Annotated in this window: 17 protein-coding genes; 2 read left to right on the top strand and 15 right to left on the bottom strand. The window is 27.5% G+C overall.

The genetic code is table 4. From position 1 onward, the window contains the following. A partial coding sequence (locus BU00_RS05185) for a hypothetical protein (RefSeq protein ID WP_027121051.1) occupies positions 1-211 on the top strand: 211 nt, incomplete at its 5' end. A 22-nt stretch (positions 212-233) separates the two neighbouring features. On the opposite strand, the gene BU00_RS04380 is transcribed toward BU00_RS05185, so the two are convergent. The 5 genes from BU00_RS04380 to BU00_RS04375 form a co-directional block, all read right to left on the bottom strand. Further along, positions 234-719: an adenine-specific methyltransferase EcoRI family protein gene (locus BU00_RS04380; RefSeq protein ID WP_051521829.1), complete on the bottom strand. Its 486-nt coding sequence runs from the start codon at positions 717-719 to the stop codon at positions 234-236. A gap of 399 nt (positions 720-1118) precedes the next feature. Then, a complete protein-coding gene (locus BU00_RS0100655; protein ID WP_027121050.1) occupies positions 1119-2036 on the bottom strand; it encodes an NAD(P)/FAD-dependent oxidoreductase in 918 nt (305 codons plus the stop codon). 10 nt (positions 2037-2046) lie between these two features. Next, a complete protein-coding gene (gene lgt / locus BU00_RS0100650; RefSeq protein ID WP_027121049.1) occupies positions 2047-3033 on the bottom strand; it encodes a prolipoprotein diacylglyceryl transferase in 987 nt (328 codons plus the stop codon). Then, positions 3026-3958, bottom strand: coding sequence for an HPr(Ser) kinase/phosphatase (hprK, locus tag BU00_RS0100645; protein WP_027121048.1), 933 nt, complete (start codon positions 3956-3958; stop codon positions 3026-3028). The genes lgt and hprK overlap by 8 nt, the downstream gene beginning before the upstream one ends. Before the next feature lie 121 nt (positions 3959-4079). Further along, on the bottom strand, positions 4080-4481 hold the full coding sequence (locus BU00_RS04375) for a thioredoxin family protein (protein ID WP_084477535.1): 402 nt from the start codon (positions 4479-4481) through the stop codon (positions 4080-4082). A gap of 186 nt (positions 4482-4667) precedes the next feature. Here BU00_RS04375 and BU00_RS0100635 point away from each other — a divergent pair, with 186 nt between their 5' ends. After that, a complete protein-coding gene (locus BU00_RS0100635) occupies positions 4668-5363 on the top strand; it encodes a hypothetical protein (RefSeq protein ID WP_027121047.1) in 696 nt (231 codons plus the stop codon). A gap of 218 nt (positions 5364-5581) precedes the next feature. On the opposite strand, the gene BU00_RS0100630 is transcribed toward BU00_RS0100635, so the two are convergent. The 10 genes from BU00_RS0100630 to BU00_RS0100585 form a co-directional block, all read right to left on the bottom strand. Beyond that, positions 5582-6601 (bottom strand): PDDEXK nuclease domain-containing protein, encoded by a 1020-nt coding sequence (locus BU00_RS0100630; protein ID WP_027121046.1) that lies wholly within the window; start codon positions 6599-6601, stop codon positions 5582-5584. A 135-nt stretch (positions 6602-6736) separates the two neighbouring features. Then, positions 6737-8098 (bottom strand): phosphopyruvate hydratase, encoded by a 1362-nt coding sequence (gene eno, locus BU00_RS0100625; RefSeq protein WP_027121045.1) that lies wholly within the window; start codon positions 8096-8098, stop codon positions 6737-6739. Between the two features lie 133 nt (positions 8099-8231). Next, positions 8232-9005, bottom strand: a complete 774-nt coding sequence (locus tag BU00_RS0100620; RefSeq protein ID WP_027121044.1) for a hypothetical protein — start codon at positions 9003-9005, stop codon at positions 8232-8234. 81 nt (positions 9006-9086) lie between these two features. Then, the gene (locus BU00_RS0100615; RefSeq protein WP_245579600.1) at positions 9087-9476 is read right to left on the bottom strand and encodes a PTS-dependent dihydroxyacetone kinase phosphotransferase subunit DhaM; all 390 of its coding nucleotides are present in this window, start codon (positions 9474-9476) and stop codon (positions 9087-9089) included. Beyond that, a complete protein-coding gene (dhaL, locus tag BU00_RS0100610; RefSeq protein ID WP_051521828.1) occupies positions 9476-10087 on the bottom strand; it encodes a dihydroxyacetone kinase subunit DhaL in 612 nt (203 codons plus the stop codon). The genes BU00_RS0100615 and dhaL overlap by 1 nt, the downstream gene beginning before the upstream one ends. Further along, positions 10078-11061 carry a dihydroxyacetone kinase subunit DhaK gene (dhaK, locus tag BU00_RS0100605; RefSeq protein WP_027121041.1) on the bottom strand — a complete coding sequence of 328 codons (984 nt, stop codon included), beginning with the start codon at positions 11059-11061 and terminating at the stop codon, positions 10078-10080. Before dhaK ends, dhaL begins: the two co-directional genes overlap by 10 nt. Positions 11062-11076: 15 nt before the next feature. Further along, positions 11077-11820, bottom strand: coding sequence for an MIP/aquaporin family protein (locus BU00_RS0100600; RefSeq protein ID WP_036458723.1), 744 nt, complete (start codon positions 11818-11820; stop codon positions 11077-11079). Positions 11821-11831: 11 nt separating this feature from the next. After that, positions 11832-13349, bottom strand: coding sequence for a glycerol kinase GlpK (gene glpK / locus BU00_RS0100595; protein ID WP_027121039.1), 1518 nt, complete (start codon positions 13347-13349; stop codon positions 11832-11834). Beyond that, the gene (locus BU00_RS0100590) at positions 13349-14083 is read right to left on the bottom strand and encodes a glycerophosphodiester phosphodiesterase family protein (protein ID WP_027121038.1); all 735 of its coding nucleotides are present in this window, start codon (positions 14081-14083) and stop codon (positions 13349-13351) included. Before BU00_RS0100590 ends, glpK begins: the two co-directional genes overlap by 1 nt. Next, positions 14076-15464: an MFS transporter gene (locus BU00_RS0100585; RefSeq protein ID WP_036458722.1), complete on the bottom strand. Its 1389-nt coding sequence runs from the start codon at positions 15462-15464 to the stop codon at positions 14076-14078. The genes BU00_RS0100590 and BU00_RS0100585 overlap by 8 nt, the downstream gene beginning before the upstream one ends. Between the last annotated feature and the right edge of the window lie 5 nt (positions 15465-15469).

Here is a 15469-nt window from a genome sequence, read left to right as displayed (position 1 = left end):
TCATTGTTCTGATTTATTAAAAAATAAATCAAGTTTAACATTTAATTCAATAATAGATGAATTATCAAAAATTGAGGTTTCAAAATTTGATGAAAAATATATAAGAAAAAATTCTCTAACTGCAAAACAAAAAGAAATACTCAAAAATTTGAATATTTCTTCTGATGAATTATATAGTTTCATAATATCTATAAACGAAAAAATTTCTTAATTTTTTTTATTTAGTATAAAATTTACTGAAAGTTTAAATTAGTAATAATAATGTCTGCTTCATCTCTAAGTTTTATAACTTCATCACTTCTAAAATCACCATCGCCTTTTAAATAATCTCATTCAAGATCATTAATATCAATTTTCTTATCCTTATTAATATCTCTTGTTAAAGTGAAAATTTTTCCCTTAACCTTGCTTTTCTTTTTGTCATATTTTGGTGACTCTAACTCAAATAAAGAAATTCTCAAATCTTCAAGAGATTTCTTTTGTTGTGAATAACTTGTTGAAATAAGTTTTTTAAGACCAAATTTTTCAAAATTTTGTGCAAAAAACTTTGTAAAATTACTCCATTCTGGATCATCACAAGGAAGTAAAATTGTTTTGTCTCTAAAAACATCTGGATTAAATTCAATATATGCATTAACTTCTTTTTGTATATCTGCTAATTGAGTATAAAATTCATCATTTTTATTCTTTTTTGCTAGTTCTAAATTTTCTTTCCTCATAAAACACCTCTTGATTGAATGCAATTATTTACTTTTTATATTTTACTATAAATTCATTTATTGTTTTAAAATAACATTATTATGATTTATTTTTTGCTTTTTCTTTTCATTTTAAACACTTTCTAAAACAGAGTTAACTAATTCTTCTCCCAATACGTCTTGAAGAATTTCTAAACTTACAATCATTGAATATGTTGAAAATTTACTTCAGTCTTTTTTAATTTTTTTCTATCTGATTTTTTATTTAATTTTAGTGAATTATTTGTTTTGTTATCTAAATTCATATTTAATTATACATTTTCACTTCTCTTTTAATCTATGAGAATTATAACTATTAAAAAAAATGACATAATTTACTATTTTAGTAAAAAACACAGATAATTTTATCTGTGTTTGAAATTAACTCAATAAATCTGAAATCTTTTTAGCAGCAATAGCACCATCGTTTGCTGCTGTTACAATTTGTCTTACTTCTTTATGTCTGATATCACCCGCAGCAAAAATTCCTTTTACTTTGGTTTCCATAAAGTCATTAGTTAAAACAAATCCTTTTTCATCTAATATATCTAAACCATTAACAAAAGATGTAGTTGGTTCCATTCCAATATAAGGGAAAAACGATGCAACTTCTAAGGATGTTTCATTACCATCTTTATCTTTAATAATTGCTTTATTTAAAAATTGTTCACCTTCAAGTTTTACTATTTGACTTTCTCTGAATACTGTAACATTTGGTTGTTTTAAAAGATCATCTACAAGTCTTTTTTCAGCATTAAATTCTGAATCTTTAATAACAATATTAACGTGTGAAGCAATTTTTGCTAAATATGTTCCTTCTTCAACTGCTGAATTTCCCCCACCTAAAACAAGTGTTGGTCTATCTTTAAAAAGAGGCCCATCGCAAATAGCACAAAAACTAACACCAAAGTTCATAAAACGATCAATATTTTCTATAAATGTTGGTATTCTGTTTTTCATACCTGTAGCTATTAAAACAGTTTTTGATTCAATAACATCACCATTTGCTAAGTGAATTTTTTTCTCTAAATCTGAGACATTTTCTAAATTAACAACTTCACCGTATTTGTATTCAGCACCATATTTTTTTGCGTGTTCAAAAAAATCTGTTGCTAATTTTCACCCATCAACTATTTCAGTACCAATTCAGTTTTCTACTTTACTAGTTGCGGATAACTTTCCACCAGGAGCACCTTTTTCAATAAAAATAACTGATAAATTTGCCCGTGAAGCATAAAGCGCAGCATTTAAACCAGCAGGCCCACCACCAATTATTGCTAAATCGTATATTTTATTCATTATTACTTCCTTACTTTAATCATAGTTTCATATATGTTTTTTTAAATAAAAAAGGAATAGAAGTAGCATTTACTCGTTTGATATATGTTGCTTCATCTTGATATGTATAGAATTTAAAAATTTTGTGTTTTTTGGTAACAATGTATTTTGTTTTTGATCAAAATTGGAAGTACACAAATATTAATGCACCTAAAAGCACAAATATTAACGCTACATATGAATACAATCCATAACTTTCTTGTCTATAAGGTTCAAGCGCAATCCGCACAAGTCCATATCATAGTAAATAAAGTCCAGCGGTAGATCCTGGTTTAAATGTACCAAGTAAATTAAACACTCATACAATAACTAAGTATCCAAATAAGTTTAGTAATCCTTCATATAAGAATAATGGATATCTATAAGCCGCTTTTAAACCAAGAGAATCAGTATAAGCATCACTTATATACATATTATCTGCAAAAGTTTTACCAAATGGTAGTACACTTGCACCAGTTCAATCTATTTTTCCATAAACTTCGTGATTTGCATAGTTTCCAAAACGACCGATAAATTGTCCAACTAATATTGTCGGAATAATATACGAAATCCCTTTACGAATATCTAATTCTTTTCTTTGAGTATAAGCATAAATAACATCACAAAAGATTGTTATTGCTACCCCTCCTTGAATTGATAAACCACCTTCTCAAATCGCATACCAAGCAGAATTAGCAAAAGGTGTTTCACTATAAATTAACTCTTCAATAATATAACCAATCCGAGAACCAATAATACCCATAGGGATTGTTATTACAACTAATGCATAAAGTTTTGACCAAGGCATTTTTTCTCTATTTCAAAAATAAATGATTGTTAAAATAGAAGCTAAATAACCTAACATAATCATTAATGAGTAAACATGAAATTCATATGTACCAATTTTAAATAAATATGTTGAATCACCTTCTCTGAAAAAGTATTCAGGAACATAACTAGGTGTTGCATAATTATTCATTAGATAACCTCCTTTTTTCTATTGTTTCTATTACATTAAGACCATCTTGTTTTGATAAATAAAAACCAACTGCTGCTTCAATTAACGCTGCTGATGAACCACCACCTTTAATAGGGATTTGAATTTTATTAATATATCTTCCTAAAATTGGATATTTTAAAAACTCAATTCCTAATCTATCTAATTCATTTTGCTTATTAGCTTGCACTAACTCAACCACTAAATCAATAACAGAAGAACTTGCTACTGAATTTACACCATAAATGTATTTAACATCTATCATACCAATTCCACGAACTTCAAGAATGTTTTGTGTGATCTTTGGTGGTCTTCCAATAAATAAGTTTCCACCATCACTGATCAAAACTGAATCATCACTGATTAAAACATGACCTTTTTGCACTAACTCTAATGCAGCTTCAGACTTACCTACACCACTTTGACCAATTATTAGCACACCAGTACCCTTGACTAAGACTAAACAACCATGCACTTGTACCTGTTCAGCAAAATAGTTATTTAAATAAGCACCAATATTAGTTGATATAAACGATGAACTAACTTCAACTAAGGCTACTGGAATTTTATATTCATCTGCTAATTCATTAATTCAATATAAAGCAGGTTTAGTTACACCTTTTGATAATATAACTAATGGTGGTTTTTGAGAAAAAATATGTGAAATAGCTTTTTTTGCTCTTTGTTTACCAATTGATTGAAATCAAATCGATTCACTTGTTCCTCATGAAATAACATTTCTGTTTAATCTTTCGTTAATAATTAACTCAGACAATTCTAAACCAACTCTTTTGATCGCTGGTTGTGAAATATAACTGTATTCAATTTCTTCTGGATTGCTATTAATTAACTTTAAACTAAAAAAGTCAATAATTTCTCAAACGTTAATTTTCTTTTTATTACTCATTAAAAGTCCTTAATAATATAAATATGTATTTATATTATACTGTAAAATGGTATAAACTTATTTGTAAAATCAAAACAAAATAAAAAATATCAAGTTAAAATCTTGATATTTTAAAATGGTATTATGAACAAGATTTTTCTTGTGAGCATGCACTTTTTTCTTTTGAACATTCTTGTTCTGATTGACATGCTTTTTGCATTGAACATTCTTTACATGAATTTTCGTATTCTTCTAATAAAGCTTCATATGGTTTGTATCCAAGTGATTCTTTTGCAAGTTTTCCATTTACATAAAATTGTGTGTGTGGAATAGATCTAACACCCGCTTCTGAAGCAAAATCTTTGTGTTGGTCGATATCTATTCTGTAAATATCAACACCATTTTTTTCTGCAAGTTCATCTAATGAACCTTTATACATTTTACATGGACCACACCATTGAGCATAGAAAACAACTAATTGTTTTCCTTTGCCATTATTAATAACTTTGTCAAGAACTTGTTCTTTGTTTGATTCGTATAACATATATATCTCCTTTTTTATTCATAATTATTATATACTAAATTTTAATTTTAAAAGTAAAAAGTTAATTTTTTGCTATTTTTTTTTATAAAAATTAACTTTTTGTTAATTTAGATTATTTTTACCAAAAAAATCATAATTAAATTAATAAATAATTTATTTAATATAATATATTTATTAGGAGCAAATATGAAAGATAAACATTTTCTTGAAACTATGCAAAGTGCATTTTGTTGAAACCTTCTTTACAGAAGAAAAATTACTGAAAAATTGAATCATATAAATTTATTTTTAATTAATTCACTATTACCAAAATTAGGTGATGAATATCAATATCATTGTTCTGATTATGCCGATGAAAAAGAATTAAATGTTAAAGGTGAATTTTATTCTAAAAAAGTTGAAGTTGGTATTTCTAAAAACAAAAAACCAGTTTGTGTTATACAACCTAAAATAATTTTTAGCAATTATAATGAAGAAAATAAAAACTATTTTGATACTGTGTTATCTGATACTCTAAATTTTAGATCAGCAGATATTCCAGTATTTCAAATTCTTGTTTTACTTGAAGACTTACCTTCTTTTTCTAAGTATAATGAATATGTATCATGAAAAAAGATTACTAAAAAATCTGTTGACAATGTAATTAAATTAACAAATAAAAGTAATATTGAAAATCCTTACGTACCAAATAAGTTTTTACTATATATTCTTGATACAGGTCCAAAAAAAGATGTTGAACATAAAGAAGATTATGCTTTTGAATATATTAATGATTTAAACTTAAAACCTTCATCACTTGAAATTGAAGAAAACAAAAACCTTATATATAATAATTACGAAAAATTCGAACAAGAAATAATTAAAACATTAACTAAAAAATAATAAGAAATAAATTTGCCAGACAGTGTCTGGCATTTTTAAACATTAACTAAAAGTGCGATTGTAAATTATCAAAATAGCCTTCTAAAAATTAAACATGTTAGGTGAATTTTACTTTCCCAGTTACAAATACAAAAAAACTTTTATTACTCAGATATAGTACTAAAAGTTTTTAAATTTTAAATTTTGCTATATATTTTTAAGATATTTTAAAAAATATTTTATTTTTTAAACTCATCAATTACCTTTCTTGCTTCTTGCTCTAAAAGTTCTTTATCAGGAATATAAAGATTATATTTTGAAGCAAAAATATTATTTGTCATTCCACCAAGTGCATATTCTGCCTGAACATTATCTTTATCTGTACATAAAATTATTCCTATTGGGTCTTGATCACTTGGATCATTAATTTCTTCTTTATAGTAATTTAGGTACATATTAAGTTGTCCTACTGCTTCTGGCATTAATTTTCCAGTTTTTAATTCTATTAAAACATAACTTTTCAATATTTTATTATAAAAGACCATATCAACATAATAGTGTGTGTTTCCAAGGGTAACTCTTTTTTGAGAACCTACAAACATAAAACCACGACCAAGTTCTAATAAAAATTTTTCAATATGTTTAATTAAACTTTTTTCTAAATCACTTTCTAATATAGGTTTTTGTTCCGGTATACCTAAAAATTCAAAAACATATGGATCTTTAATAATGTCTTTTGGATTTTGGATTTCTTGACCTTTTAAAGCAAGTTCTAAAACTTTATTTTTATTATCTTTTCCTTGGGACAATAATAATCTTTCATATAAAGAAGTGTTGATTTGTCTTTTCAACTCTCTTACAGATCAATTAGAGTTCTCTGATTCCTTTTCATAAAAAGATCTTTTAGAATCATCACTAATTGATAATAATTCACTATAATGTGATCAACTCAATTTGCCAGACAGTGTCTGGCATTTTGGATAAAGTGAGTAAAAGTTTCTCATATTTTGAAGATTTGATCTTGAAAAACCTCTTCCAAATTCTTTTGTTAATTTTTTAGAAAGAGTTTTTAATAAGTTTTTTCCATATTCTGCTCTGTTAGAGTTATTTTGCTCATCTAAAACAATAGTTTTTCCAATCTTTCAATATGTTTTTAATAAAACGTTGTTTACTTGTGTAATAACTTGTAATCTTGATTCTTTAAGTAATGATTTTATTTCTTCATAAACTAAGTTAGTGTTAAGTTTTTCTATATCCATAATACCTCAATAATTAGTTTTGTATTTTTTACAAAATATTATTTATATTATATTATTTTTTTATTAAATATTGTGATATTCAGACTAGTAAACAAAAATAAAAAAGTCACAAAACACATTTGTGACTTTTGTAAACTATTTATTAATATTGTAAAATGCTTTTTCACCTTTGTAAGATGATACTGATTCTAATTCTTCTTCAATTGCTAATAAACGGTTATATTTTGCAATACGGTCTGTACGAGACATTGATCCAGTTTTAATTTGTCCAGCATTCATAGCAACAGCGATATCTGCAATAGTTGTATCTTCTGTTTCTCCTGAACGGTGTGAAACAACTGCTGTCATGTTTGCTTTTTGAGCCATTTGAATAGCTTCAAATGTTTCTGTTAATGAACCAATTTGGTTAATTTTAATTAAAATTGAATTCATTGATTTTTCTTCAATAGCACGTTTTAAAATAGCTGTATTTGTAACTGTTAAGTCATCACCAACAATTTGAACTCTATCACCGATTTTTGCAGTTAATTTTTTAAATCCTGCTCAATCACTTTCAGCTAAACCATCTTCAATAGAAATAATTGGGTATTTAGCAACTAAGTTTTCTAAATATGAAATCATTTCATCTGTTGTGTATGTTAGTTTAACATCTGTTAAATGTTCAAATCCTGGTTTTTTGCTTTCAATAGCTTCTTTTAATTTACCAAATGTATATACACCATCTTCAAATAATTCTGATGAAGCACAGTCCATAGCAATAGCCACTGCTTTTTCACCTGATGTTGCAGGAACATATCCAGCTGCTTTAATAGCTTCAACTAAGAAATCTAAAGCTTCTTCGTGTGATTTAAAGTTTGGAGCAAATCCACCTTCATCACCAACTTGAACACCGTGTCCATTTTTCTTTAATAATTTAGCAAGATTATGGAACACAAAGTTTGCCATTTGTAAAGCTTCTCTAATTGATTTTGCACCAACCGGCATAATCATAAATTCTTGGAAGTCTACTGTATTTGAAGCATGTTCACCACCGTTAATAACATTTAACATAGGAACAGGTAATTCGTGTCCATTGAATCCACCTAAATATTTATATAAAGGCAATTCTAATTCATGTGCTGCTGCACGAGCTACTGCTAACGAAACTCCTAAAATAGCATTTGCACCTAATTTTGATTTTGTAGGCGTGTCATCTAATTCAATCATTAATTTGTCAATTTTACGTTGTTCTGTAACTTCAATTCCAACAACTTCTGGTGCAATAATGTTATTAACATTATCTACTGCTAACATAACACCTTTACCACCAAATCAGTTATTTTCATATTGTGAACCTTTATCTCTTAATTCTAAAGCTTCACGTGAACCAGTAGAAGCCCCAGAAGGAACCATTGCTGATCCATAACCATTTAATTGAGTTCAAACCTCAACTTGGATTGTTGGGTTACCACGTGAATCTAAAACTTCACGTGCATGTATTTTTTTAATTGCTGACATTTTGTCATTCTCCTTAATTCATTAAATTTATATATAAATATGATTAAAATCTATTTAATTATACATTAATATAAAATTGTATGAGTTTCAAGACAAAAATGTTTAATTAATTTGTGAAAATATTTTTAATAATTTATTCAAGTCCTTTAAAAAGATTTTCATCTATATTTTTGGTTGTTATTTTTTGATTAGTAAACTCTTTTCTTTTTGTATTTGACTTATTTTCTAAAAAACATCCTCCAAAATGTTGATTGCTAAAAATTTGTAAAATTGAAAAAGATTTCAGTTCCTTTTGTGTCATATATGAGCAGGTTTTTACTTTTATTGATAAAATTTTATAAATATTTGATTTAAAAATATTATTCAATAAGAGTATGAGAATTATGGATAAAATTGACCACATTATTAAAAATATAATCATCAAAAAATGAATTGAAAGACTTTTGCTTTCTGATAAAATCATTGAAGCATAAAAATCTGTATAGCATATAAATGATATTGAAAATATAAATAAAGTGAATGAAATTGTATTTAATCAATTTAACTTGTTTTTATCTATTTTTAAATCAGATTCTTTGTTTTGGTCTATGCATATTGTATTTTCTAAACCATAAGTTCTTAAATGTAATAAAAATAGAATTTTTTGTTCAAGATTCATTTTTGAACATTTTTTGAAATCGGTTTCTGTTTCTTTGATTATTCTTACTTTTATTTTTTTGAGTTTATTAATTAAATAAATAAAAAGTAAAAGTAAAAATGTTTGAATAATAAAATCTAAAAAATCTTTTCAGTAAAATTTTTTGTCTGATATTGCAAAATAAATCATCTTGCTTAAACTTGTAAAAAATGCAATAAATATAAGAAAAGATAAAATTGTTACTATTGTAATTAAGGTTTTGTTTTTCATATTAATTTAAATATTAAAAGTAAAAACTGATACATACTAATTTAGAATATATCAGTTTTGTATAATTTACTTTTTATAATCCTACTTAATAACTTTTTCCTCCGAAGCATTAATCACATCTGCAAATGGTGCTCCAGAGTTTGCTAAAACATATGCAGAAAAACCATTTTCAATTAATGAACCTTTTGAAACATGGATATTTTTATTTTCTGTCATCATAACAATTGATTGTGCTGATAAGGTTGCAGAGCCTAAATCAGAAAATATAATAATATCTTTTATATCAGTATATTTATTAATAATATTAAGTAATTCTAATGGTTCTGTCCCTAACTCAGAACCATTATTAATTCCTCCAATACTTTTTACAACAAGATTCTCATGATTAAGTGGCAACATCTTTGTAAAATATTCTTGTATTGTATTAGCTAGTTTTTTATAATGTGAAATAATAATTAAAAGTTTTTTCATTATAAAACACTAATGAGATTTCTTAATAAAAGAAAACTTGAAAACGATCCCGGATCAATTGAACCACTTGATCTTTCTTTTAAATAAGAAGCTCTACCTCTTGTTGCAATCATGTCTTTTGTATTTTCCACACATTCAAAAATAAAGTCTATTAATTGCTTTTTTACTTGATCATTTACTTCAGAAATTTTACTAAGATAGGCATTCAGTGGTGATCAAACATCAAACATTGTTTTTTGTTTTTCTTCACATTTACCAAGCATTTTTAGTGTTAAAACAAAAGTTTCAACTAGTATTTTAAGTTCTGCTAAATCAAAAATATTTGTATTTTTAAGTTTATTAGCAGTATTCATAAAGCACATTCCATATAATGGACCAGAAGCACCACCTACTTTTGACATTAATGCTGTACCAACTTTTGATAAATAAACACTTAAAGTTAAATTTTCAGGATTAATTAAACTTACTTCATTATAACCACGAACCATATTAAATCCGTGATCCCCATCCCCTATACTTTGATCTAATTCTGAAAGTCTTTCTTCATTATCTTTAATATCTTTATTGGTTTGCAAAATAGCATTTACTAAATTTTGATACTCTATTTTCAATTTTTTACCTCTGTTGGTTGATCTAATCATTTTTTAAGTTCATCATCTAATTTCAGTAAAGAAATTGATATACCTTGCATTTCAAGTGAAGTCATAAAGTTTCCTACATGTGTTGAATGAATTTTAATATTTTTGGATTCTAAATAATTATGTGCATCATTGCTTGCTATATATAATTCCATTTCTGGTGTTCCACCTAGTCCGTTTATCATTAACGCTACTTCTGAATTTGAGTAATCATAATCCCTTAATATTAAATCAAGCATTTCTTGAACGATTTCTTTTGCTGACTTAATATTTTCACGTTTTATTCCAGGTTCACCATGGATACCTAAACCAAACTCAATTTCTTTTTCATCTAAGACAAAGGATTGTTTACCAGTTGTTGGTATATAAATTGAATTAAGAGAAATCCCGAAACTGCGAACATTTTTAACAACTTTTTCAGCAATTCTTTTTACTTCTAATAAATCTGCCCCAGAATCTGCATATGCACCTGCAATTTTGTGCACAAAAATTGTTCCTGCTATTCCTCTGCGACCAATAGTTCAAGTAGAGTTTTCAACCGCAACATCATCATCTACTAAAACAGTTTCTACATTTTTACCATTTGCTTGTGCTAATTGTTGAGCAATTTCAAAATTTAATTTATCACCAGTATAATTTTTAATTATTAATAATGTTCCTTTTTGTGAATCAAGTGCTTCAATTGCTGCTTGCACTTGATCTGGTGTTGGCGAGGTAAAAACTTCACCTGCAACACCAGCACTAAGCATCCCCTTACCTACATAACCAATGTGTGCAGGTTCGTGCCCTGAACCACCACCTGAAACAAGAGCAACTTTTGATTTATCAAAATTTGTATCATAAACCACATTAAAATCTTGATATCTTTTTAAATTTTTGTGTGATTTAATAATTCCTTGTATCATTTCTTCAACAATATTATCTTTACTGTTAATAAGCTTTTTCATAATTTCCTTTATGTATTAAATTAATGCAAAAGCTCCTATAATAGCACCAGCAGTGGAAGGGGCTACAACTGGTATTCATGAATAACTTCAGTTTGCACCAACATGTTCGCTAGTTCTTGATTTTAGTACAAATTTTTCTGTTAAGAAATAAATAATTCTTGGTCCTAAATCACGTGCTGGATTAATAGCATAACCTGTTGAAGAACCTAATGAAGCACCAATTCCAATTACTACTAATGTTACTGGAAGCGGTCCTAGCGCTGAAAGATTAATACCATTTGTCCCCTTTCCAAATGCTAATACTAATCCAACTAAAACAAGTGTTCCAACAAGTTCATATGAAAAATTAAATACAGTAGCACCTTTTTTGTTTTCAAAAGCTGGACCTGTACAATGAGCACCACGCACTGTTGCTAAATCTGTTTCTTGAATATGTTTTCAATTTATAAAGTTCAAAACCGCTTGTCCTGTCATTGCACCTAAAAATTGTACAGGTATATATGCAATTTTATATGGATTTGCAAATTTGCTTGATACTAAATCAAAAATGGTAACTGCAGGATTTAAGTGTCCATTTCCATCAAGTGAAGTGGACACAAGTACACCAGCAAATACCGCAATACCTCAACCAAAAATAATTACAATTCATTTACCTGGCTGATTGGCAAACATTTTGTTATTTGAAACACTGTATACAACTCCATTACCAAGAAGAATTAAAACAAGTGTTCCTAAAAATTCTGATAATATGTCTAACATTTGTTCTCCAATTATTCAATATCTTTTGTTCAGTTTAGTGTTTTTTGCACTGCTGTATCTCAACCTTTGATTAAATTATCAATTTCTTTTTGTGATAATTCAGGTTTAAATACTTTATCTGTTTTATTAATCTTTTTAATTTCTTCAATATCTTTTCAATAACCTACTGCTAAACCTGCTAAATATGAAGCACCAAGAGCAGTTGTTTCAATATTCGCTGGCCTTTCAACTTTTAAGTTAGAAATAGATGATTGGAATTGCATTAAGTAATTAGATTTAGAAGCACCACCATCTACTTTAAGTAAAATAATAGGTTTTTGCAAGTCTTTTTCCATTGCTTTAATTAGGTCATTTGATTGATAAGCAATAGAATCAAGTGTTGCTTTAATGATATGTTCACGTTTAGTTCCACGTTCTAAACCAAAAATTGCTCCACGTGAATATGAATCTCAATAAGGTGCTCCTAAACCAGTAAAGGATGGAACAACATATACTCTTTGATCATCTTTAACTAGTGAAGCAAAGAAGTCTGATTCTGCTGAGTCATATAAAATCCTAATTGAATCACGTAATCATTGAATTGCAGCACCAGCTATAAAAACAGAACCTTCAAGAGCATAAACTGTTTGTTGATCACCAATTTTTCAAGCAATTGTTGTCAGAAGTTTATTTTTACTTTTTACTGCTTGCGTTCCGGTATTTACAAGTGTAAAACATCCTGTTCCATAAGTATTTTTTACCATACCAACTTCTGTACATAATTGTCCAAATAATGCAGATTGTTGATCTCCAGCAATACCTGTAATTGGTACTTCACCAACTGCTTTATTTGATCAATGATGTGGTTTGACTGTTCCAAAGTAACCTGATGAAGGTTTAACTTCTGGTAAAATTTCACGTGGTATTTCAAGTAAATCAAGAATTTCTTGATCTCATTCTAATGTATGAATATTAAATAACATTGTTCTTGAAGCATTTGAAACATCAGTAGCATGTACTTCACCATCTGTTAATTTTCACATTAATCAAGTATCTATTGTACCCGCTAATAATTTATCTTCTTTTAGTTTATGTTTTGCCTCTTCAACATTTTGTAAAATTCAACGGATTTTTGTTCCACTAAAATATGGATTAATTATTAATCCAGTTTTATCTTGAAACATTTGTGAATGACCTTTTTCGATTAATTTTTCACAATATTGCGTAGTTCTCCTGTCTTGCCACACTATCGCATTATAAACAGGCAATCCAGTTTCTTTATCTCATAAAACTACTGTTTCACGTTGGTTTGTTATTCCAAGCGCAGCAATATCAACCGATTTAATTTTGGCTTTGTGTTTAGCACTTTGCATTGTTGATAATTGTACGTTTCAAATTTCAAGCGGATCATGCTCAACTCAACCAGACTGAGGGAAGTGTTGAGTAAATTCAGTTTGACTACTTGCTTTAATGTTTCCGTTGTGATCAACAACTAGTGTACGACATGAAGTTGTTCCAGAATCAAGTGTTATGATGTATTTATCTTGCATTATTTTCCTTTATTTGGTTCAAATTTATAGTTACTTATTTGAGCGTAAACCATTTTGTCATCTAAGTATTCATAGAATTTTTTAGAATCTCTTAAAGTCCATAACATTAATGGCATACCAATTTTTTTATATCTTTCTTTATCTTTATCATAAAGATTTGTTCAAGGATTTAAGTATTGACAAACTTCTTTTATTTCTGATAGTTCAACACTTTTTCATTGTGTTTCTGTTCAAAATAAAAATGCTAATTGATATTTTGAACTAAGTGTTCTCATATTTCTTAATGATTGAAAATTAAATGAAGAAAAAATGATTTTATCAAAATATTTTTGTCCATATTTTTCACTAAGCTTGTGTAATTTTTCTTCAATACCTTTATATTCTTTTTGATCTGTTTTTATTTCTATGTTAATAACTTTATATAAATCTAAATATTTATCTAAAAACTCTTCTAAAGTTAAAATTGTTTGTTTTAAAACGCTGTATTTGAAAAATTTTGAATGATCATCTTTTTTAAGATCTGCTAAAGTACTAAATTCAATTTCTTTATTTGTTAATGCGGTACGATTAGTTGTTTCATCGTGGATGATAACTAATTCTTTGTCTTTTGTTAAATGAACATCTAATTCTACTCCATCAAAATTGTATTTATAAGCCATTTCAAAAGCTAAATCAGTATTTTCAGGTGCTAAACCTGAATAACCACGGTGTGCTAAAATTAATTGCTTACTCATTTTCTAATGTTCTCCATCTGTAGTTATTTTTACCTAGTTTTTTAAGTTCAATAGTATTTGAAATATGAACTGCAAGTGCTGCTATTAAACCAACAATAGCAATACCAAGTGTTATTAATAAAATAATTTGATAACCTTCAATAGAAGTATTTGAAGCACCTTCTGGTGTATATGCTTTACCAACTTCACCTGTTATGTTGTATAATCACGCATCTGTTGAAAATCCAATGAATGATAATACTGCAACAGAAGAAGCATATGAGTTTTTTTCAATGTGAATTTCACCAATTTGAGCATATCTTAATGTAACCATTGCTCATGATAGTACACCAGCTAAAATAAATAGAATTGAACATAAAACAATTAGTGCTGTTTGGTTTGTTTTAATAAATCCAAGTAAGATAATTGCACCAACAATAATGATTCCTAATCCGAGTGTTATGATTAAAAATAGTACGTATGATCTAAATTTATCTGCTCATCTTCCTACAAATGTTGAGACTGCTGTTCTAAGTCCATATGTTCTTATACCACCTAAAACTGTAACAAGGATTGCAGGTGCTAAATAAGCATTTTGTAATAATTGAAGTAAGTAGTAAGCAAATACACTTTGGAATGTATACATACCCATAACAAAAATTGATAATGCTCATAATTTTCAATTTTTAAGTGCATTTAACACTTGTAAAATTGATTTTTTCATTTTTGCTCATGAAATTTTTTCAGTATTCTTTTCCATTTTCTTTTCTGGTACAAAGAAAATAACACAGAATGACACAGCAACTAAAAATGTTGCTAATAAAAATGCATATGTTGCAAATGGTACTGGAGATTGGTCTGTTCTAGGGAATCATACTTGTGACACTATTAAACCTAAAACAAATACTAAGAAGAAACCGATAACACCATTAGCAGTTCCTTGAATACCATATGCTAAACCTTGATTTTCTTTGGTTGTTTGTTGTGAAACAAGTTTTCATAATGGTGTTCAGAAAATTAGTGTTGAACTCACACCTCAAAGCCCTCAAATAAATTGATATTGAAGTAATAATGAGTCATGTGAGAATGATTTAGAATTTAAGATATTAAATCCAAATCAAATTGTAATTAATCCAGTTGAAAAGACTGCAATAAACAGCAACCAACGGGAACTAAATTTATTTGCTAAAAATCCACCAGGGAGTTGTGTTACAAGTGTAACTCAACCAATAATTGAAGTTAATGATGCAACTTCATGTTCATGAATACCTAAATATAAATGTAAATTAGGAATAATATTTTTAATATAGTATGGTGCAGCAATGACAAAAACGTCTGCTGCAGCTAAAATAATTAAAGCTATTATTTGTTTTCAAGATAAACCTTTTAATCTTTTTATCATGTTTT

Origin of the sequence: Mycoplasma leonicaptivi ATCC 49890 (assembly GCF_000622205.1) — a bacterium.
Lineage (GTDB): Bacteria > Bacillota_I > Bacilli_A > Mycoplasmatales > Metamycoplasmataceae > Mycoplasmopsis > Mycoplasmopsis leonicaptivi.
The sequence above is the reverse complement of the archived record's forward strand: the minus strand, read 5'-3'. Positions and strand labels throughout refer to the sequence as shown.